The organism is Alicyclobacillus fructus, assembly GCF_017329605.1.
Taxonomy (GTDB): Bacteria; Bacillota; Bacilli; order Alicyclobacillales; family Alicyclobacillaceae; genus Alicyclobacillus; species Alicyclobacillus fructus.
In genome coordinates this window covers 16,990-37,465 of record NZ_JAFMTY010000020.1, presented here as the reverse complement: position 1 = coordinate 37,465, position 20,476 = coordinate 16,990, and the positions used below count along the sequence as shown (strand labels likewise).

The following is a 20,476-nucleotide window of genomic DNA, read 5'->3' as shown; positions in this document are numbered from 1 at the left end:
CCTCCCTCCGTCACGCATGCTCGGCCTTTTGCTTGAAACGCTCCTGCGCGTACTGGCATACATCGGCCACCGGGCAAATGTCGCATTTGGGTTTGCGGGCCGTGCAGACCCGTCTTCCGTGCAGAATGAGCGCGTGGTGCGCTTGGGTCCACATCTCGGGCGGCAGCTTTGCGCAGACTTGCTGTTCGGTCTTGAGCGGATCGGCGGAATGGGCCAGGCCGATGCGGTTCGTCACGCGCTGTACGTGCGTGTCCACGGCAAACGCGGGCACGCCGTAGGCGTTCGACACCACGACATTCGCGGTCTTCCGCCCCACGCCGGGAAGCTGCATCAGGCGATCGCGATCCTTTGGAACTTCGCCCCCGTACTCGTCGACAAGGATGCGCGCCGTCTCCACGATATGCTTGGACTTGGACCGAAATAACCCCACTTCGCGGATATCCTCCGCCACTTCCTCGGGACTTGCCGCTGCAAACGCCTCGGGCCCGCGATACTTGGCAAAGAGCCTTGGGGTGACCATGTTGACCCGTTCGTCCGTGCACTGGGCCGACAGGATGGTCGCCACGAGCAACTCGAACGGTGTCGTGAAGTGCAGTTGACAACGCGCATCCGGATACGCCTCGAGAAGCCGCTCTACGACGCGCACCGAAGTTTTGCGATCCAGTTCAGCCATGCGCCCTACGCCCTCCCCTCCACCGGCTCCACCACTTCGTAACGCGGGAGCTTGGCGCGCTCCACGCGGCCGGGATCGCCCAGATGTTCGATGAGAAGCTCCCGCACCAGCGGCCGCTCGTAGGTCACGTCCCGCGCGCGGCGGAACGGCGGAAACACGGGGGACAGCCACAGGTACTCGCAGGTGATGACGCGATAATCCCGATCCGGCTCCAGGACACGATGGCCGACGAGCACGCGGCGAACGCGCCGTCCGTCCGGCCGAAGCTCGATTTCGGCGATCGCGCCCGAAATGGCGAGCACGCCGATCTTGCCGCCGCGAAAGCCAAACCCGATGCCTTGACGATTGTGGACCTCGGGCTGAAGCGCAAGGTCGATGGCTTCGATGATGTCGGCCCCGCGCATGGTGACGACGATGGGCCGCGTGGGGGTCGGACACGCGCCGAGCACGTGCTCGAGCGCGACCGTGCCAGGCAGCAAGCTCGCGTTCAGCGCGCCCGCCATCATGAGGGCGAGATCGCCGTCAAACGCGTCGTACAGGATGTCCGTGAGCAAATTGGCGAAGGCGCACTCGCTGTCATATCCGAGCCGCAGGCGTTCGGAGAGCGCGGCCACGGGCCGGCGCAATTGCTGTTCGACGAGCGCCTGTTCCCTGGCGTACACCTGCAGCATGCGCGCGTCCAAGGGCTCCCAGGGCTCCACGGGGATGCGTTCGGAACGCGCGGCGACCCGGTCTCCGGAGACCTCGAGCACCGTGTGCCCGAACGAAAATCCGTGCTTCCCCGGCTGAAACACGGCCGTGTGCCCCACGTACTCCGCCTCGTGCATCGTCTCGTGCGTATGCCCGCCGAGGACGCATGTGATTTGCGGGAGCGCCCGCGCCAACTCGCGATCAAACCGGAGCCCCATGTGCGACAGGCAGACGATGGCGTCCACCCGCTGGGCCAGAAGCCGGTCCACGGCCCCGCGCGCGGCTTCGAGCGGATCCAGCGCGCGCACGCCGAGCATGCGGTACGGCAAATCGTAGTTCGGAGTCAGGCCGAACGCCCCAATCCGCATCTGCCCGACCTCGTACACGTGCGTGTCGCAGAAGAACGGAAACGGGCGGCCGTCCGAGCGCCGCAGATTCGTGCCAAACGCGACGGCCCCGGAACGCCTCACCAAGTCCTCCCACCTGTCCACGGGAATGGTCAGACCCTCGTTGTTGCCGAAGATCCAGCCGTCCACGCCGAGCACGCGCATCAAATCCGCATTCAGCCGCCCGAGCGTCCCCTCCGTCTCTGGCCGCACGCGATCCAGCACGTCGCCGAGATCGAACGTGAGCGTGGCCTCGCCCCGTCGCTCGAACTCCGTTCGCAGCGCGCGGATTTTCGCGCCAATCCGCATGTGATTCTCGAGGCGGCTGTGGAGATCGTTCATGTGAAGCAGGTGAATGCGCACGTCGACACCCCGCTAGTTCTGGGCCATGGGCCGGGCGATCTCGTACAGCGGCCGCGCGGAAGCGAACGCCTCCTCCACCAGCCGCACGAACGTTGGACCCATCATGTTGGCGGCCTCATCCCGAGCGACAATGCGGCCGACGAGCATCTCCGCCTTTTTCACGGCGGCCAAGCGCTCCGCGACGCGCTTCAACCCGTCTGGGCCGAGATCGCGCACAAGCTTCCATTCGGGCGACGTGTGGTCTTCGATCACGGCGAAATCGCCGGGCAACATGGCGAAGATGTCGTCGCTCCGCGCGGCAACCCGCGAACCGAAGGCGGCCTTGTCGACGCCCTCGTCGATGTAGCCAAACAGGGCAAACACGTGCGTGGAAAACAGGCCAATTTGGAAATGAGGATGCTTCTTGTAGCCGCGGTTGTCCGCGCTGAACGCGACCCATGTGCTCTCTGGAGGATGCACCGTGCGGCGGGCATGCTTCGCCACGTGCGTGTGCATCGGCACTCCAAGTTCGCGGGTCAGCCAGGGTTCGAAGTGTTCAGCCAACTGGATGAACTTCGGCTGAATCTCCGCTCGAATCCGTTCCATGCGCGGAGCGAGACCCGGCACCGTCATCGCGTCAAAGTCATCAGCGGTCCACCCTGAAAACACCGCCCGCACCTTCCTCACAAGTTTGCTCCCTCTACAGTAGACGACGCGGGTCCCCCTCGCAAGCCGCTTCCCGCTCGAGCTTGCGCCGGATGCGTTCCACCCGCCGTGCCATCTCGCCATATTCCCGCGATCCCTCGCCGGTGCGCGCCTGCGCCGCCTCTGCGGCCCAGAGGGCCCGGGCGAGATCGCGCCTGCGATGCTCGAAGTACTTCGCCGCTTCCACGTACGGCTCCGGCCTGTCCGGGTAGGCGTCCGCCAACTCGAGCCAGAGATCGAGGGCCTCCTCCCATCGGCCGCGGCGCTTCAAGAAGAGGCTGAACAGCCAGCGGGCGCGCCAATCCGCGTCCTCTTGCGCGACGGCCTTGCGAAACTGAGCATCGGCGGACTCCCACTCGCGCCACGCGTCGAACCAGGTGGCAAGCCCGACGTGGGGCGAGGCGTGCGGCCACGAGGTCCTTTCTGCGAGCGCATCCGCAAGCTCGAGCGCAAGGCGGGCCAAAGTGCAGACATCGCGAAGATTGTGGGCGAACACGTCTTCCATCGAGGCGAGCGGCGCCCCGTCCACGTAGGCGAAGTAGCGAAGCGGCGCCTCGCTGCCGGGCAGATCCCCATCGCGCCTCACGCCCAAGGCCGCTTCGACGTCCGCGAGTTTCATCCGCCGGACGACCCCCTTCCAGAGCCGCCGCGCGGGATGCAGCAGGTCCAAATGCGCCGGCTCGGGAGGCTGTAACCCATACAGGACGCATCGGTTCACAAACAGCGGCCAGTCGTACGATTTTCCATTGTAGGATACGAGAACGGCATCCCGCCGGCCGAACCACGCCTCCGCGAGCAGCCGCACCACCGCGCCCTCGTCCGCGTAATCCGGCACGAAGTACTGCGCGACGCGGAACTCGTCGTCCGCGAAAGAACCGACGGCGTGCAGAAACGGCATCGTTCCCCCGCCGTGTCCAAGCCCGGTCGCCTCCACGTCGTAAAACATCATCCGCTCGGGCGCGATCTCGGCCTTCGCCAGCCGGCCGAGACGTTCAAAATCGCAGGACAGAAAATCGGCGAACGGGCGGCCGCCGTACTGGGTGCAGAGATCGAACGCCGTCTCGCGAACCCACACCGCCCCGTGAGGCGTTTCCATTCTTTGGAATCCCGCCTCAACGAGCTCTGCCGCTCGCGGGTCGATCGCCTGATCGGCCTCGACAGCAGACGGCTCGTCCCCGCGAGCCTGCGCCGTCTCATCGGCGTCCGGCCTGCGCACGCCTGCGGTTCGCTCGAGATCCTTCAACTTGTCCAGGAGGCTGCGCCCCATGTTCAAGCCCCCCGCGCGGCCGCTGCGATGATGGACGACAGGAGCGTTTCCACCCATGGTTTGAGAGGTTCGCCGCTTGCCGGCGGCCCGACACAGCTCGGACATCCGGCTTCGCAAGGACAGCTCTGCATCATGTCGAACGCCGTCGCGAAGATCTGATCTCGGTCCCGGTACACGCGCTCCGCGATGCCGACGCCTCCCGGGTACGCGTCGTACACGTACACGGCAGGCTTTGCGTATTGCGGATCGCGCACTTCGACAGCCACGTGCACGTCGGACGCGGCGCACATCGCGTGCAACGCCACGGCGTGCTTCAACACGTGCCCCAGTCCCTTGAGCGCGCCCTCCCACTCGTCATCCGACGCGAACCCGACGGAACGCTCGAACGTCACCCAGTATCCCGACGTGTGCAACTCCGCCTCAGGCAGATAAATCTTGCCCCAACCGACGTTTTCGTGGGTCTCCAGTTTGATCTTCTTGAACAAGGTCGGCGTGGCGTGCACGGCGAGATCGCCCGTGTAATGCCGCAGCGGGCCTTCTTGCGCGCAGTCGTTTTCCTCGAGGACCTGCAGATGCACGGCGAGTTCCGCGTCTGTGTAATAGTCGCAGTCGACCGGGCGCACGAACGCCTTCCCGTTGTCGAGGTCCAACTTCTCCACCTGATACATCTGCGATTGATGGAGGTAGATGGCCTCCTCGTGCAGCATGGTCAGTGCGCTGAACCGATCCATCTCCCCGATGACCGCAGGGGGATGCGCGGACTGATCGACGATCACGACGTTCTCCTGCGCGGCGCTGCGCAACGACACCGCGTGCGCCGGCATGTCGTCGGCCATATAGAAGAAGCGGCCGTCTTTGGCGCGGTGCAACACGCGCGTGTCGACCAAGTAGCCGAGAAGCTCGTCCGTCGTCTCGACGCCGAATCTCTCGTCTGCCGAAAACGGCAACTCGTAGGCGGCGCACTTGAGGTGATCCATGAGGATGAGGAGATTCTCCGGGTAAATGCGCGCCGCCTCGGGAGAAGACTCCAGCAGGGCCTCGGGATGGCGCACCATCCACTGATCGAGCGCGGAACTTGTGGCCACGTAGATGGCAGCCGAGACCCCTTTCCGGCGCCCAGCGCGCCCCATCTGTTGCCGGGTCGAGGCGACACTCCCGGGATACCCAACGGTGATGGCCGCCTGAAGCGAACCGATGTCCACGCCGAGCTCGAGCGCGTTCGTGCTGACCACGCCGAGGATCCGCCCTTCCCGCAGGCCCCTTTCGATGGCGCGCCGTTCGTTCGGCAGGTACCCGCCGCGATAGCTGACGATGCGATCCCGGACGCTGGGGCGCGCATCCCTGCGCAGATAGGACGCCAGGAGCTCGACCTGATTGCGCGTGCGGGCAAACGCGATGGTCGGAATTTCATGCTGAAGCAACCGGGCACCCATGCGCCTCGCCGCCCGCAGCGCGGATTGGCGCAAACCGAGTGCCGGATCGATGATGGGCGGATTGTACAAAATCACATGCTTTTCGCCTTCTGGTGCGCCCGAATCGGCGAGCACCACCGTCTCGCGGCCGCAAAGCCGCGCGGTGAGTTCGCCGGGATTCGCAATGGTGGCGGAGCAGAAAATGAACTGCGGGCGAGCCCCGTAAAATGCCGCGATGCGCGACAGCCTGCGGAGGACATTCGCGACGTGACTGCCAAACACGCCGCGATAGATATGCGCCTCGTCGATCACGATGTAGCGCAGGTTTTTGAACAGCCTCAACCACTTGGTGTGGTGCGGCAGGATGGCCGCGTGGAGCATGTCGGGATTCGTGACCACGATGTGGCCCGCCTCGCGAATCTTCTGGCGCGCATGCACGGGCGTATCGCCGTCGTACGTGAACGTGTGGACGGATGTGTTGAGATGGCGGACGAGATCGTGCAGTTCCGCCACCTGATCCTGGGCGAGCGCCTTGGTGGGAAAGATGTACAACGCCCGCGCACTCTGATCGCGCAGGATGGCCTGGAGCACGGGCAGGTTGTAGCACAGGGTCTTGCCGCTCGCGGTCGGGGTCGCGATCACGACGTCGCGGCCGGACTGAATGGCCTCCCACGCCTCGCGCTGGTGGGCATAGAGGCGCTCGATCCCGCGCGCAACGAGGGATGCGCGCAACTCGGGGTGGATTTCCGCCGGAAAATCGGCGTATCGCCCGATGCGGGCCGGGGTCACGCGCCAGGCCGACACCTGCGCTTGAAACTGCGGATCGCGCCGCCATTCGTCCAACAACTGCTCCAAGTTCATCTTCATCATCCGCTTCTACGAGAGAGACTCAAGAGGGCGATGACGTTGCGAGTCTTGTCTCTTCAGTCACGAAATCAGAAATCAATCATACCATGTAACAAAGCGACAGGTAGGATGCGTATGAAACTTCTACGCCATGGCCATAAGTATAGTACTGAGACAAGGGAGGAATCACCTTGGCATCCGTCGAAAAAAGCCCAGTGCGTTCGGATGCATGGACGCCCGAGGACGACGAGCGCCTCGCCCAACTGGTGCTTCGCCACATCCGCACGGGCAGCACACAACTGAAGGCGTTCGAAGAGGCGGCCGCGCAACTCGGCAGAACCGCCGCCGCATGCGGATACCGCTGGAACGGGGTCATTCGCAAGCGATATCAGGACGAGATCGAGGCGGCGAAAGCCGAGCGAAAAGCGCTGCAGGTGAAAACGCAGCCGCAGAAGGGGTCCTCCGCTCCGACGGCGTCCATGCAGGAGGTCATTCGATTTTTGCAGACCTATGATGAACAGTATCAGAGGCTGCGCGAGTACGTCTCGGCCATCGAGCGAGAGAAGTCGGAATTGGAAACGCGCGTGCGCGCGCTGGAGTCCCAGCTGCGCGAAGGCGGACCCGAATTGGCGCTGTCGCCGGAACAGCTCGAGGAAGATTCGCGCACGCTGTTTGCCATCATGGAGCGAGCGCGAAAGCTTCTAGCTGAGAACCGCTCCGCCGGGACGTGATCGCATCGCCCACTCGGCGCGCAACGCTTGGGCAAAGGACGGCCGAAACGGGTGCGCGCCGAGCTGGACCGCCTTCTGCACGTCCTCGGCGGCCTGTTGCGCGGCGGCGCGCCACGCGGGCGGGTACATGCGGCTTCTGTGCACAAACTCGTCCTCGTCGGCCAGCCAGGCGCGCCCCGCTTCCACGCGCACATCGAGGTCGAGATCGATCCACACGATATCCGCGCCGAGACAAGGCGGAGTACAGATGTTCACGTAGTAATCCGTCCTGTCGAGCTTGAGCAGGAGGAATACCTGAAACCAGGCGCGCGGCCAGACCAAGGCCGCCACAGGATACGGCGAACTCCACGCGCCTCCCGCGTCCTCGACCGGCGTCCCCGGAGGGATCCACCATCCTCCGAACCGACCCGGTTCCGCAGCCCGCCACACACGATGAAGGCTGCCGTCTGGCTTCAGGCTAATGAGCCTCACCCCTCATCCCCTCCAGGCCCCGGCGCAGTTCCAGCCTCCGCCTCGGCGGGAAGAAAGTCGCTGAACAGGCGCGTCCGAAGCAGCCCCTTCACCCCAATGAGCAGAATCGGGCCGAGAAACAGCCCAATGAACCCCATGACTTTGAGCCCCACGTACAAGCCGAACAAGGTCGCCAGCGTGTCCAGACCCACGCTGTCCGCCAGAATCTTCGGCTCGACCGCGTGGCGAATGATGGAGATGACGACCTGCAGGGCCAACACCTTAATCGCCACCGCCGGATGTCCCGTGGCCAACGCCACGACCGCCCACGGCACCGTGAGAATAGCTGAACCGACAATGGGTACAAGCCCCGCCAGGCCAAAGAGAATGCCGAGCAAGATGGCGTACGGAAATCCGAGGACAAACATCCCGATCATGCCGAGAAACATGGACAGGCACATCAGGATAAACTGCACGCGGATGGTGCCTAGAAACGCGCGCTCCATGTCTTCGAACACCGCATTGAGTTTCGGAGCCCAGCCCGGGGGCATCATGCGATAGAACCGCGCCACCATTCGCTCGCGCCGCTGCAGGATGAAAAACGCCGTAATGACGGAGATGACGGCGATGAACACGGTGTCGGGAAGATGCGTGACGATACCGATAAGCCCCGTGATGATCTTGTGAACGCTCCCCTCGAGGCCATGCGCGAACTGCGTCAGAGTGGATTGCACCGCATCGGACACCTGAGGGGGAAGTTGTCCATAGAACGATTCGCTGCTTTCGATCTCGCCCTCGATCTGCGCAAGCTGCGTTCGAAAGAAGACCTGGCTGTGAGAGACGAAGGACGTGGCCTCGCGCAGCGCTCCGATGATGATCCCGGCTGAAACGGCCACAATGCACAGCACGCTCACGCCGAGCACCAAGAGGACGGCCGGCAGGCGAGCCATGCCCCGGCGTTCCAACCATCGAACCACTGGGATCAGGAGGATGGCAAAGACCCAGCCGATGACGAACGGAAGAATATACCGCATGAGACAGGCGAGCGCCAGAATGAAGATGGCGATGAACGCCAAAAGGATGACAATTTCAAGCACTCGCCAAAGATAGCGGCGCATTTGGGCATCTCGTGCCATACGTCGCAACGGCAGCTCTCCTTCAATGTTGGCTTTCCGCGGCCATCGGTTTCACGAATCGGCGGCGGAGCACAAATCCCAGCCCGGCGAGCAACAGAGCGACGACGTAACAGAGCGCGGACAGCCAGCCGTGGCCTCCCTGCGCCATGAGCACCGCCCCAGCGGCCAACCCGCCCATGGTGAACAGCGCAATGAGGAAGAACATGATCCGGATCTGAACGGACATGGGATATCCGATGCCTCCCATCTCGCGAGAAAAGAGGGTTCCCTACATTGCTCTCATCATACCACACTCCATCCTCGCACTCGACAGGATGGACGGGACAAGACACCTCCAAAGGCGCAAAAATTCGCCGCGCACATCGGCACGGCGAATGGAGTCGTCCTCTTTTGTCCGCTTGCTGTCCGCTCAAGAAGCCGGTTCTTGAACGCTCATGCCGTTCACAAACGCGGCCCAAAGGTGATCTCTATCGTCTGCGCACAGCACGTCGTGCGCACCGGATCTCAGGTAGAGCGGTGCCCGCGCGGATTGGCGGGAAATCACCATCACCCGGGGGACACTCGCGTCGCGCAGCGCCTGCACCACGAGCGCGGTCCGAATCGGATCGCCCAGCTCGCAGACCAGCGCGGCGTCGAATGCTTCCGCGCGCACAGCCTCGGTCACGCTCGCCTTATGCGCGGACACGACGAGCACCCGATCGGGATACCAAGCCCGCAACTTGTGCTGGACATCCTCGAAACAGACGAGCAGACGAACGTCCAACCCCGCTGCCAACGCGCGATCCACAAACCATCGATCCGCTTCGGTGCAGGCGACCATCAACAACTTGTGCCCCACGTGAATCAACCTTTCATTCGTCCGCTGAATCTCCCTGCTTCTGCGCTTCATGCCCATCACCACACCTCGTTCAGCAGACCAAACCCGTCTATCTCATCCTGAGATCTCCACAATCCCGTTCTGATAGCGCTTACATTCACAGTATATCACACATAGCTCGGCAAAGGAACCTTACATCGTGGCGGTTCGGCCTTTGCCCTTCTTCTCTTCGACGGCCTTCAGAATCGCCTCGCCGTAGGCGTACACGGCGTCGCGGGCGTCCATCGGTCTGCCCGTCTGCACCGCATTGTAAATCGATCGGCAGGCCCGCACGCCGAGATCGAGCTTCGGATTCAGCACACGCAGGCTCGATCGCAGCGCTTCCTGCAACACCCGCAGCGCATTCTCGAGCAGCCGATTGCCGGCCAGTTCAGCGAGCACGCTGAAAAATTTCAATTCGCTGGCGATGCGATGTTCGCCTCGGCGAGGGGAGGCCTCGAGCTCAAAGAGCGCGTGCGACAGCGCAGAATAATCGGACTCCATGCGATGGGCGGCAGCCCGGTATGCGATCTGCGCTAGCACGGCCGTCTGCAGTTCGACGAGATCGCGCACGTTGTCGTAACTCAGGAGAATGGCGGCGTCGAGCGGCTGCATCCACATCTCCACGGACGCGGTCCGCACGTAGGTTCCCATGCCGTGGCGAAACTCGACGAGCCCCTGCCCGCGCAGGGCGCTCAGGGCCTCGCGGACCGTCGCACGGCTTACGCCGAACCGATCCGCGAGCTCCTGCAGCGTCGGCAGGCGATCGCCGGGGCGAAACACGCCCTCCTCGATCTGCCTGCGAATCTCCTCCGCGATCTCCATATACAGTTTGCGCGAAGCGTCGCGCATGACGCGCCTCCCCCTTCGGGCCGGGCGAGCGCGCTCGCGTTCGCCCGACGCCGCCGTCACTTCACCACCAGGTTGACGATCCGCCCGGGGACGAACACTTCTTTGACGACCTGTTTGCCCTCGATCCATTCGGCGATTTCGGGCAAACCCTTCGCGCGAGCGATGGCGTCTTCGGCCGCGATGTCGGCCGGAACGGTGAGGCGGCCGCGCACGCGCCCGTTCACCTGCACGGCGATCTCGACCTCATCGTCCCGCAACCACGCCTCATCGTACGTTGGCCAGGATTGCTCGAACACCGACTCCTTGTGGCCGAGCATTTCCCACAACTCCTCGCCCAAATGGGGCGTGAACGGCGAGATGGCGATGGCGAGCGTCTCCAGCGTGGCGCGATCGAGCCCGTCCTTCGCCTCCTGCTGGAGCTGGTTCACGTACTCCATGAACGCGCTGACGGCCGTGTTGAGCCGGAAGCTCTCCATGCGTTCGGTGAGCGTCGCGACAAACCGATGCCGGAGCCTGGTCAAAGACGGCCGCTCAGGCACGAGCTTATCGACGTGCTGAGCGTACAACCGGTACACGCGCCCCAGGAAGCGCGCGACGCCCTCGAGCCCGTTGGTGCTCCACTCCGCCTCTTCCTCCGGCGGGCCGACGAACATCTCATACATGCGGAGCGCGTCCACGCCGTGCCGCGCGATGATGTCGTCTGGGTTGACGACGTTGCCCTTCGACTTCGACATCTTCGCTCCGTTCAGCGTGATCATGCCCTGCGTGAACAGGCGCTTGAACGGCTCGTCGAAGTCGATCAGGCCGAGATCGTAGATGAACTTCACGTAAAAGCGGGAGTACAGCAGGTGAAGCACCGCGTGCTCCACGCCGCCGATGTACATGTCGACGGGCAGCCAGTAATTGACGGCCTCGCGCGAGAACGGCTCCTTGTCGTTGTGCGGATCCGCATAGCGCAGGAAGTACCAGCACGATCCGGCCCACTGCGGCATCGTGTCGGTCTCTCGCTTGGCGGGGCCGCCACACTTTGGACAGGTGGTGTTGACGAACGACTCGATGGCGGCAAGCGGCGACTCACCGGTGCCCGTGGGCTCGTAGCGCTCCACGTCGGGCAGAAGCACCGGCAGCTGGTCTTCCGGCACCGGCACCGTTCCGCACTGGGCGCAATAGACAATCGGAATCGGTTCGCCCCAATAGCGCTGGCGCGCAAACACCCAATCGCGCAGGCGATACGACACCGCCGGTTCGGCCTGTCCCTTCTCCGCCATCAGTTCGATGGCGCGCTTCTTCGCCTCTTCGACCGACAAACCGTCGAGCGGCCCGGAATGGACCAGCACGCCGTCGCCGGTGAACGGGAGTTCCGCCGCGCCCTCTCGAGGCCGCACCACTTCGACAATCTCGAGGCCGAACTGCTTCGCGAACTCATAGTCGCGATCGTCGTGAGCCGGCACGGCCATGATGGCGCCTGTGCCATAGTCCATGAGGACGTAGTCGGCGATCCACACCGGAAGCCGCTTGTCCATCAGCGGATGCTGAACGTAGGCTCCGGTGAACACCCCGGTCTTCGTCTTGTCCACGACCTGGCGCTCAATGTTCGACTTGCGGAGCGCCTGTTCAACGTACGCCTCGACCTCCGCCTTGCGCTCCGGCGCGGTGATCTCGGCCACGAGCGGGTGCTCCGGCGCGAGCACCATGTAGGTGGCGCCGAAAATGGTGTCCGGCCGCGTGGAGAACACCTCGATCTCGGCGTCGTGATCGACCAAGCGGAAGCGGATGCGAGCGCCCTCGCTGCGGCCGATCCACGCGCGCTGCATGCGCTTCACGTGCTCCGGCCAATCGAGCTTGTCCAGATCGTTCAACAGCCGATCCGCGTACTCGGTGATCCTGAGCATCCACTGCTCCATCTCGCGGCGAGTGACGGGCGCCCCGCACCGCTCGCAGCAGCCGTCGACCACCTCTTCGTTGGCCAGGCCGGTCTTGCAGCTGGGGCACCAGTTGATGGGCATCTTCTTCCGATAGGCGAGACCCCGCTCAAACATTTTGACAAAGAAGTACTGGGTCCACTTGTAGAACGACGGGTCGGTGGTGTTCACCTCGCGATCCCAGTCGTACATCGCACCGATCTCTTCCAACTGACGTTTGAAGTTCGCGATGTTTTGCTCGGTGGCGATCCGAGGATGGATCCCGTTTTGAATGGCGTAGTTCTCGGCCGGCAGGCCGAACGCGTCCCAGCCCATGGGGTGGAGAATTTCATAGCCGTGCAGCTTTTTGTACCGGCTCCACACGTCGGAGATGGTGTAACCGCGCCAATGCCCGACGTGCAGACCGCTCCCGGACGGGTACGGGAACATGTCCAGGCAATAATACTTCGGCTTCCCGCTCTTCCCGTCGGCCTTATGGGCGTTCTGTTCCCGCCACCTGGCTTTCCATTTCTGTTCGATTTGCTGTGGATGATATTCCATCAGTTGTCCTCCTGTGCCGTCGGTTGCGGCCGTGCCGCCGTCCGCTCATACAGACTCTCGTCCCGTATTATAGGACGCCCAGGGCGCGGAATGCCACTTCCGCCTTTTCGCCCCATCCCTTTCGCACCAAAAAGAAGGGGCGCTTACGCGCCCCGTTGCCTCATCCGGCCGATCATCGGCGATCATTTCCGCCGCTCATGATGCCCATGAGCCGCAGGATGAACAGGAACAGGTTGATGAAGTCGAGGTACAGCGAGAGGACCATCCACGGCACGTGCTGCTCCGCGACGCCGTACTGCGCCAGGCGGTTGACGTCAAACAGCACGTACCCAATGAAGATGGCGACGCCGAGGTACGCGTAGATCAGGCTCGCCGCCGACGAGAAGCCCGTGAACATCGCCACCAGGCCCATCAACAGCAGCGCCAGCGTGCCGATCATCAGGAACCCGCCGAGGAACGAGAAGTCCATCGACGTGCGCGACGCGACGAACGAAGCGACGAGGAACGCGCCCGCCGTCACGGCCAACGCCTTGAGGACGAGCCCCATGCCGAAGGCCGACGCATACGCCATCAGCGCGTACGAAAGCGTCATACCCGAGATGAACGTGAAGGTGAACACAAACGGATAGCCAATGGCGCGCGTGTACTGCCGGAACATGGCGTAGACGATCATCCCGAGCTCGACGAGCCACAGGATGGGCGTCAGTCCGTAGGGCAGCCGCGTGCCGACCACCACGCCGATCCCGGCCGTGACCAAGGAGACGCACAGGCCCAGAAAGACGCGCGACAGGATTTTGTTTTGCGTAATCGTGTAGGTTTGTTGCATCCATCATCACCTCCAGCGAGATGCACCGTTCAAGGGAAACAGCGACAACTGCTTGTCATTTCCGGCAATCAATTGGCGTAAAACCTCCTGATATACTTTAGGCCACACGAAGTTCGAAATCTCCTCGAAATCCACCCACGCTCCTTCATGGATCGGATGAATCTCGACAGGTGGGCCTCCAACATGATCATATCCGACCGGCGCAAACACGACAACCGTCCAGTCCAGGTGCGTGAACGCGTGCGAAGCCTCGCAGACGCGCTCGAAAGCCACCGGTTCCGGCTCCCGCACCTCGTCTCCCTGTATGGCATGCCCATATCGAAGCTCCGCCAAACGTGCGAGCGCGTACTCCTCTAAGGGAGCGGACGGATCGTCCAGCTCCACGGCCGGCAACTGCCACATCCCGCCGAGAAGCCCGCCTTCAGGGCGGCGTTCGGCCCAAAACTTCCCTTCGCGCGTGATCCACAAGGCCACGACGGTCTGGCGTCGCCGCGAACGCTTGGGCAGACGCTTGGGCAGCACGGCCGTCAAACCGCGGGCGCGCGCCGCGCAGGTCGAAGACACGGGGCACTCGAGGCATCGCGGGTTTTTAGGCACGCAGACGAGGGCGCCGAGTTCCATCAGCGCCTGCGTGAGGAGGCGCGGCGTGCCATGCTTCAATGTCTCCGCGACATCGGCCTCAATCCTCCGCTTCACTTGCGGCAGATCGATGGCCTCCTCCACCGCGCGGTACCTCGACATGACGCGAAGCACGTTGCCGTCCACGGCCGGATAGGGCCGATTGAACGCGATGCTCAGCACCGCTCCGAGCGTGTAAGGTCCAATCCCCGGAAGCGCCCTCAGCGCTTCGGGATGATCCGGAATCCGGCCCCCATGTCGATCACGCACCACCTCCATGGCCGCCTTGAGGTTGCGCGCACGGCGATAGTATCCGAGGCCCTCCCACATCTTGAGCACATCGTCCATCGCGGCGTCGGCCAGGTGCAGAGGCGTCGGAAAGCGCTCCATGAACCGGTGGTAATACGGGATGACGGTCTCCACGCGGGTCTGCTGGAGCATCGTCTCACTGACCAGGATGGCGTAGGGATCGGTCGTGCGGCGCCAGGGGAGATCGCGACTTGCCTGGTTGTACCACGCTTCTAGTGTATGTGCGAAAGCTGCCAAGCTTTCTTCCACTTGTTTGGACGACGCTCCTTCCCAATCGCGCCTGCGCTGGAACGCGTTCACCTCATACCGGCCGCCTCAGCAGAGAACAATACGCATGGGGAGGTGGCTGGCCATGTGGAACATGATGAACGCGATGAACGGGATGGCGCGAAGCAGAATGAACTGGCGGCGGCGAAATGGCGGGATGGGCACCATGACCGCACTGCTCATCGGCGCGAGCGTGGGGATTGCGGCCTGGGAGGCTATGCGTCAAATGCAACACAAAAACCAGATGCCGAACGGCGCACAGGAACTCGCGGAGCAGATGATGGACGAGATCCGCCAATGAACCTGTCGGGCCCGGCCCTTCGGGGCCGCGGGCCTCTTTGAGACGGCACCGCGAAGAGCTCACGGATAGCGGCGATGAACGCCGTATTTGTGTTTCCAGACCTGGTAGGAAAGACGGCTGCGCTTGAAACTGTCCACAAACCGCTGCGTGTTGTCGAGCACGCGCCTCGCCTCAGCCAGGCTCATCTGCCTCGAGAAAATGGCTTGGCCGAACTCCTCGAGGTCGATGATATGGTAGTACGACCGCTCGTACAGAAGCACGTCGACGTACATGTCTTCCACATAGATATATTCCTGGTCTTCCCACACCTTGACGAGATCGACATAATGGTCAAACCGCAAGCGCGGGTGCTTGACCGGGACACCCTTGTCCATGCACGTGCTGACCGCGATCCCCCACTGCGGATAGATCTCGCGCAGGTGATTGGTGTATCCCTGTTCGAATGCGGGGCGCTGCACGACCACCAAACCAGGTCTGCGAACGAGCTTTTCGATCACGAAAGGCTCATTCGAGCGGTCGATTCCGCGTTCTTCGCGCTTGTGAATTTGTTGAACGCGGCCCTCTCGTAGCGCCACAAACGCCCCTCCTGCCTGTTCGTAAGATCCGCTTTCCATATAGACTACCATGAGTTGCGTAAATCACAAAGCCAGAGGAAGGGCGTCACGACGGGCGAGAGCCGCGCCGAGCCTTGAAACGCCGTTTCGGGCCGCCGGCCTTCAGCGGTGCGCGCGGATCCCGGCGGCGGGACGACCATGTGCGCATCCGCCGTCCGCGTCGAGCCCGAATCCGCCTGTACGCCCACCAGCCCGAGCCCCCAAACGCCGCCAACAACAGGAGATAGACATACCAAGGAGCGGCCTCCAACGGCTCCGCGTAGGTCAGGGACGCGGCATCGGCGTGCTCGATCACGACCCACTTTCCATCGGCGCCAAACAGCCTGCTCTGGGGCGGAAGCATGGCGCGATCGCCGTTCGCCGGATTGTAAAAGAGGAGGTAGCCCTCCTCGTTTTCGCCTTCGTACTGCCAGTTGTCGATCACAGGCTGTCCGAAGTTGACCTCGTGATACAGGGGATCTCGCGCAACGAAGGGCATCAGCACGCGGTAACCTTCGTAGACCGTGAGGAAAATTGCCACTGCGGCGGCAATCACCAGCCAGACAGGCGCCCGGCGCCTGTTGCCGAGACGCATCCTCCGCGCCATCTGCCACACCTCCGGTTCTCCACGGTGGATCGTATGAACCGGAGCATGAAGGGAGAACAAGCGCGGATATCGCCACGTTACACGAACAGTTCCTCGGACTCGATGAGCTTCGTCAACTGCTGCACCGCAGCCTGCTCATCCGTGCCGCTCGCCCGAATGATGACGCGCTGCCCCGAAGGAATGGCCAGGCTCATCACGCCCATGATGCTCTTGGCATTGACGGTCTTGCCGTCCCTCTCCACAAACACTTCCGACTTGAAGCGCGTCGCCTCTTGCACGAACTTGGCGGCCGCACGCGCAAACAAACCGCCGCGCAGGCGGACAATCGTCTCTTTTTCAAACATTTTCATCACCAAGTCCCCAGGATTAATCATCAGTATACCACTCGGTCCGCCGCGGAAGATAGCGGTTTCACGGCTCTTTATGGGTCATTTCTGACGATTTCTCGACAGCGTCGTGACCGTTTTTTGAACGATCTCGCAACCGATCCGCGATTTCCTCCAGTTTGCGGAACCGGTGATTCAAGCCCGATTTGGATACCCGCCCTCCGATGGCCGCACTCAATTCCTGCAAATTGGACTCGGGGTATCGAAGGCGGAGCATCGCGGCCTCGCGCAGGTGCTCGGGCAGGCTCTCCAGCCCTATGGTACGCTCGATCCGGCGGATATGTTCCAACTGGCGGATCGCCGCAGAAATGGTCTTGTTCATGTTCGCCGTTTCACAGTTGACCAGGCGATTCACCTGGTTTCGCATGCCTTTGACGATCCGCCGGTCCTCAAACTGAAGCAGAGCGCGCACCGCGCCGATCACGCTCAAAAACTCCACGATCTTCTCGACCTCTTTGATATAGACGATGTAACCCTTTTTCCGAGCCGTCACCCGAGCATGAAGCCCGTACTGGTTCATCAACCGCATGAGCCACTCCGCGAGATCGCGCGAATGTGCGTAAATTTCCAGGTGATACGACGAGCTCCCCGGCGCGTTCACCGAGCCTCCGGCCAGAAACGCGCCGCGGAGAAACGCCCTGCGAGCCTCGTCCTTTCGCGGCAGGGTCCACGCCGCAGCCAGCGGCCCCTCCGCAATTTCGCCGCCATACCCCAATTCGGCGAGCGCTTGCTCCGCCTGCAACCGGCTCAGCCGCAGGGTGTACACGTGGTTCTTTTTCAGCCGCATCTTGCGCCGCACCACGACTTCCGGGCGAATCCCCAGCAACTGCTTGATGGACGTATAGACGCGCCTGGCCGTGGCCACGTTCTCGGTCTCGATGACGAGCGCGCCCGCCCCCTCCTTCAGGCGAAACGACGCGCTCAGGGCGAACACCGCCATGAGCTCGTACCGAGTTGCCGCGGGATCCGAGGCGATCTGCGTCAATTCCTTTTTGGTCTCCGCGGCAAACGACATGCTTCTCTCTCCTATCTCGTCACTCGCTTTGTGTCCCGCTCGTAGCCGAGCAGGCTCACGATCTGCTCGGCCACCTTCCGGCTGTCGTGGCGGGCGTACGTCGCATAGTGAATGAAATCGCGGGCGATGACCTTCAGTCCCAGCTTGTGGAGCTCCTCCATGTCCACGCGGACCGGATAACTGTGTTGCTCCTGATACCGCCGCAACGCCTCTTCCGGCAGCGGCGCGGCGTTGACCAGCACGTAATCGAAGAGCCGGCGGCCCACGTGTCGGTAGATGGCGCGCACGTGGCTCGACGCCGACAGATCATCCGTTTCTCCCCGCTGCGTCATCACGTTGCATATGTAAATTTTGCGGGCGCGGCTGGACGCAATCGCGTCGGCGATGCCCGGAACCAGCAGGTTCGGCAAGACGCTCGTGTACAGACTGCCTGGGCCCACGACGATCGCGTCCGCGGACTCGATGGCCGCAATCACGTCCGGCAGCGGCTCGAGATCGGCCGGCACAAGCTCCAGCCGCTCGATGCGGCCGCCCGCCTCCGGAATGCGCGACTCGCCTTCGACCACGCGCCCGTCCTCCAGATGGGCCCGAAGCCGCACGTCCTCCCGCACCGCCGGCAACACCTTCCCTCGAACCGCCAGCACGCGGCTCGTCTCGCGGATCGCGGATTCGAAATCTCCCATGATGTGTGTCATCGCCGCGAGAAACAAGTTCCCAAAGCTGTGCCCTTCGAGCCCTTCGCCAGCCGGGAAACGGAACTGCAACAGCCGCTCCAGGAGCGGCTCGGTATCCGCCAGCGCCACCAGGCAGTTGCGGATGTCGCCCGGCGGCGGCATCGCGAAGTCATGCCGCAACCGCCCGGAACTTCCGCCATCGTCCGCCACGGTGACGACCGCGGTGAGATCCACCTCGTACTCCTTGAGCCCCCGCAAAATCGTCGACAGGCCCGTTCCGCCGCCAATGCACACGATCTTCAGCCTGCGCTCTTGCCACTTTTGCAGGCGGCGCTGGCGCCGAATATCCGACCACCAGCCGAACGCCAGCAGCACGACCGCCGCCAGCACGACCGCAACGCCGATCTCGGCCGCGTGCGGCCAGCGCGCCAGCCGCACCACGCCCGTCAAAAGGCCCATGCCGAAGCAGGCGATGGTCCACGCGAGCAACCACCACTGTCGCATGGGCTAGTCCTCCCGCCTGAAATCGCGATGCGTCAGATCGACGACGGCGAGATCGCGCAGGTGTTCGGCGATATGTTTGGCGACGGCCACGGAGCGGTGCTTGCCGCCCGTGCAGCCGACGCCGATCACGAGATGGCTCTTTCCCTCGCGCTGAAACTCCGGGATCAGAAAGTCCAGCATATCCTCGGCCTTCTGTAGGAACGCCTGCGTCTGCGGCCACTGCATCACGTAGTTGTAGACCGGTTCATCCTCGCCCGTGTACGGGCGCAGGTGATCGATGTAGTGAGGATTGGGCAGAAACCGGACGTCGAACACCATGTCCGCGTCGAGCGGCACGCCAAACTTGAACCCGAACGACACGACATGGACCGGCAGGCGCATCGCGTGTTCCACAAACCGGCGGCTCAATTCCTGCTTGAGCTGGTTGGCCGACAAGTTGGACGTGTCGATCACGACATCGGCCGCCTGGCGGACGCCGGCCAGTTTCTGTCGCTCCGCCTGAATGCTCTCCAGCAACCGGCCTCCCATCGACAGGGGATGGCGGCGGCGAGACGCCTTGTAACGCCTGACGAGCGTCGCGTCGTCCGCATCCAGAAACACGAGCGTGACCGTGACGTCCTTGCGATCCCGGATCTCCTGAACGGTCATCAAGAGCGGTTCAAACAGCTCCCCGCCGCGGAGGTCGCAACCGAACGCCATTTTGCTGAGCTTGCCGGACGCGTGCTCGGCCATGTCGATGAGCCGGGGCATGAGCGCGGGGGGCAGATTGTCCACACAGAAAAAGCCGAAATCTTCGAACGCCTGCATCGCGGTCGACTTCCCCGCGCCCGACATGCCCGTCAGCACAATCGCCTGCAAGCGGTTGGTCACAGCACATCCCCCTCTTGGCTGCGCGCAAACAGCGGTTCCAGCGGATAGCCTTCGGGATCCATTTCGTGATGAAGCAGGTGGTGCTCTGCGTCGTAGGAGAAGCTCCCGAAGAACACGCGATCATCGCCTCGCTCTTCCGCCGCGATGGCGTGCAGGAGCATCACGCGGTCTCCCTCGTCCATGGGCAGGCGCGGAAGGTCCGATCTTGTCACGATGGCGAGCGTGCCCTCGCGATGGATGGATCGGAGCGTCCCCGAGGCCCCTCGGCCGACAAACTGCGCGATGATCCGGCGCGTCTCGCCGCTCTCGGGCCCCTCGGCAATATGAATTTCGTACACACCCCGAAGATCCGCGTCCTCGAGGTTCAAGCCCGTCTCTTCCGTGAACTCGCGCATGGCTGCGATGCGCCACGACTCTCCCGGTTCGACCTTGCCGCCCGGCAGGTACCACCATCCGCGGCGCGGTTTGCGCAACATCACGAACCCGCCGGCAAACGGTGCGTAACAATTGACAATCACCTGCAAGGCGCCCACCCCATTTGTGAACAGCATAGCATGCTCCGCCAAAAGTATACCAGGGATGCGTTCGACACAAAAAAAGCGGCACTCGGAGTCCGAGTGCCCAAGAACCTCTATATCAAAAGGGGGTCAAATGTGCTACGCCTTTAGAGTAGACCGCACATGTTTCATCCGTGTTAC

General features: G+C 63.0%; 22 protein-coding genes. 2 read left to right on the top strand and 20 right to left on the bottom strand.

Features of this window, described 5'->3' with window-relative positions; translation table 11 throughout:
• Positions 1-10: 10 nt before the first annotated feature.
• The 5 genes from nth to J3481_RS10725 are packed head-to-tail and all read right to left on the bottom strand — an operon-like array spanning position 11 to position 6,336.
• The gene (nth, locus tag J3481_RS10745) at positions 11-673 is read right to left on the bottom strand and encodes an endonuclease III (RefSeq protein ID WP_206832104.1); all 663 of its coding nucleotides are present in this window, start codon (positions 671-673) and stop codon (positions 11-13) included.
• Positions 674-678: 5 nt separating this feature from the next.
• Positions 679-2,112 (bottom strand): bifunctional metallophosphatase/5'-nucleotidase, encoded by a 1,434-nt coding sequence (locus J3481_RS10740; protein ID WP_206832105.1) that lies wholly within the window; start codon positions 2,110-2,112, stop codon positions 679-681.
• 12 nt (positions 2,113-2,124) lie between these two features.
• A complete protein-coding gene (locus J3481_RS10735) occupies positions 2,125-2,778 on the bottom strand; it encodes a YktB family protein (RefSeq protein WP_328702113.1) in 654 nt (217 codons plus the stop codon).
• A gap of 13 nt (positions 2,779-2,791) precedes the next feature.
• A complete protein-coding gene (locus J3481_RS10730) occupies positions 2,792-4,063 on the bottom strand; it encodes a ribonuclease H-like domain-containing protein (RefSeq protein ID WP_206832106.1) in 1,272 nt (423 codons plus the stop codon).
• A gap of 2 nt (positions 4,064-4,065) precedes the next feature.
• The gene (locus tag J3481_RS10725; RefSeq protein WP_206832107.1) at positions 4,066-6,336 is read right to left on the bottom strand and encodes a DEAD/DEAH box helicase; all 2,271 of its coding nucleotides are present in this window, start codon (positions 6,334-6,336) and stop codon (positions 4,066-4,068) included.
• A 176-nt stretch (positions 6,337-6,512) separates the two neighbouring features.
• Between J3481_RS10725 and J3481_RS10720 the strand changes: the two genes are divergently transcribed.
• Positions 6,513-7,052, top strand: coding sequence for an RsfA family transcriptional regulator (locus J3481_RS10720; protein WP_206832108.1), 540 nt, complete (start codon positions 6,513-6,515; stop codon positions 7,050-7,052).
• Here J3481_RS10720 and J3481_RS10715 read toward each other — a convergent pair.
• The 8 genes from J3481_RS10715 to mutY form a co-directional block, all read right to left on the bottom strand.
• The gene (locus tag J3481_RS10715) at positions 7,023-7,523 is read right to left on the bottom strand and encodes a DUF402 domain-containing protein (RefSeq protein ID WP_206832109.1); all 501 of its coding nucleotides are present in this window, start codon (positions 7,521-7,523) and stop codon (positions 7,023-7,025) included. The two genes, J3481_RS10720 and J3481_RS10715, sit on opposite strands and share 30 nt — an antisense overlap.
• The gene (ytvI, locus tag J3481_RS10710) at positions 7,520-8,638 is read right to left on the bottom strand and encodes a sporulation integral membrane protein YtvI (protein ID WP_236011568.1); all 1,119 of its coding nucleotides are present in this window, start codon (positions 8,636-8,638) and stop codon (positions 7,520-7,522) included. The genes J3481_RS10715 and ytvI overlap by 4 nt, the downstream gene beginning before the upstream one ends.
• A gap of 22 nt (positions 8,639-8,660) precedes the next feature.
• Positions 8,661-8,864, bottom strand: a complete 204-nt coding sequence (locus J3481_RS10705; RefSeq protein WP_206832111.1) for a hypothetical protein — start codon at positions 8,862-8,864, stop codon at positions 8,661-8,663.
• A 183-nt stretch (positions 8,865-9,047) separates the two neighbouring features.
• Positions 9,048-9,533, bottom strand: coding sequence for a hypothetical protein (locus J3481_RS10700; protein ID WP_236011557.1), 486 nt, complete (start codon positions 9,531-9,533; stop codon positions 9,048-9,050).
• A 114-nt stretch (positions 9,534-9,647) separates the two neighbouring features.
• Complete coding sequence (locus J3481_RS10695) at positions 9,648-10,346, bottom strand: FadR/GntR family transcriptional regulator (RefSeq protein ID WP_236011556.1); 699 nt, start codon at positions 10,344-10,346, stop codon at positions 9,648-9,650.
• Positions 10,347-10,402: 56 nt separating this feature from the next.
• A complete protein-coding gene (leuS, locus tag J3481_RS10690) occupies positions 10,403-12,808 on the bottom strand; it encodes a leucine--tRNA ligase (RefSeq protein ID WP_206832112.1) in 2,406 nt (801 codons plus the stop codon).
• A gap of 172 nt (positions 12,809-12,980) precedes the next feature.
• On the bottom strand, positions 12,981-13,634 hold the full coding sequence (locus J3481_RS10685; protein ID WP_206832113.1) for a Bax inhibitor-1/YccA family protein: 654 nt from the start codon (positions 13,632-13,634) through the stop codon (positions 12,981-12,983).
• A 6-nt stretch (positions 13,635-13,640) separates the two neighbouring features.
• Complete coding sequence (gene mutY, locus J3481_RS10680; RefSeq protein WP_328702114.1) at positions 13,641-14,861, bottom strand: A/G-specific adenine glycosylase; 1,221 nt, start codon at positions 14,859-14,861, stop codon at positions 13,641-13,643.
• Positions 14,862-14,913: 52 nt separating this feature from the next.
• Between mutY and J3481_RS10675 the strand changes: the two genes are divergently transcribed.
• Positions 14,914-15,129 (top strand): hypothetical protein, encoded by a 216-nt coding sequence (locus tag J3481_RS10675; RefSeq protein WP_206832114.1) that lies wholly within the window; start codon positions 14,914-14,916, stop codon positions 15,127-15,129.
• A gap of 59 nt (positions 15,130-15,188) precedes the next feature.
• Here J3481_RS10675 and J3481_RS10670 read toward each other — a convergent pair whose 3' ends face one another.
• From J3481_RS10670 to J3481_RS10640, 7 genes are all read right to left on the bottom strand, one after another.
• Positions 15,189-15,704 (bottom strand): hypothetical protein, encoded by a 516-nt coding sequence (locus J3481_RS10670; RefSeq protein WP_012809849.1) that lies wholly within the window; start codon positions 15,702-15,704, stop codon positions 15,189-15,191.
• Positions 15,705-15,789: 85 nt separating this feature from the next.
• Positions 15,790-16,329: a hypothetical protein gene (locus J3481_RS10665; protein ID WP_206832115.1), complete on the bottom strand. Its 540-nt coding sequence runs from the start codon at positions 16,327-16,329 to the stop codon at positions 15,790-15,792.
• 77 nt (positions 16,330-16,406) lie between these two features.
• Positions 16,407-16,673, bottom strand: a complete 267-nt coding sequence (locus J3481_RS10660; protein ID WP_206832136.1) for an HPr family phosphocarrier protein — start codon at positions 16,671-16,673, stop codon at positions 16,407-16,409.
• A 67-nt stretch (positions 16,674-16,740) separates the two neighbouring features.
• A complete protein-coding gene (gene whiA, locus J3481_RS10655; protein WP_206832116.1) occupies positions 16,741-17,730 on the bottom strand; it encodes a DNA-binding protein WhiA in 990 nt (329 codons plus the stop codon).
• 11 nt (positions 17,731-17,741) lie between these two features.
• The gene (locus J3481_RS10650) at positions 17,742-18,908 is read right to left on the bottom strand and encodes a gluconeogenesis factor YvcK family protein (RefSeq protein WP_236011554.1); all 1,167 of its coding nucleotides are present in this window, start codon (positions 18,906-18,908) and stop codon (positions 17,742-17,744) included.
• A 3-nt stretch (positions 18,909-18,911) separates the two neighbouring features.
• Positions 18,912-19,778 carry an RNase adapter RapZ gene (gene rapZ, locus J3481_RS10645; RefSeq protein WP_206832117.1) on the bottom strand — a complete coding sequence of 289 codons (867 nt, stop codon included), beginning with the start codon at positions 19,776-19,778 and terminating at the stop codon, positions 18,912-18,914.
• Complete coding sequence (locus J3481_RS10640) at positions 19,775-20,329, bottom strand: NUDIX domain-containing protein (protein WP_206832118.1); 555 nt, start codon at positions 20,327-20,329, stop codon at positions 19,775-19,777. Before J3481_RS10640 ends, rapZ begins: the two co-directional genes overlap by 4 nt.
• Positions 20,330-20,476: the final 147 nt, after the last annotated feature.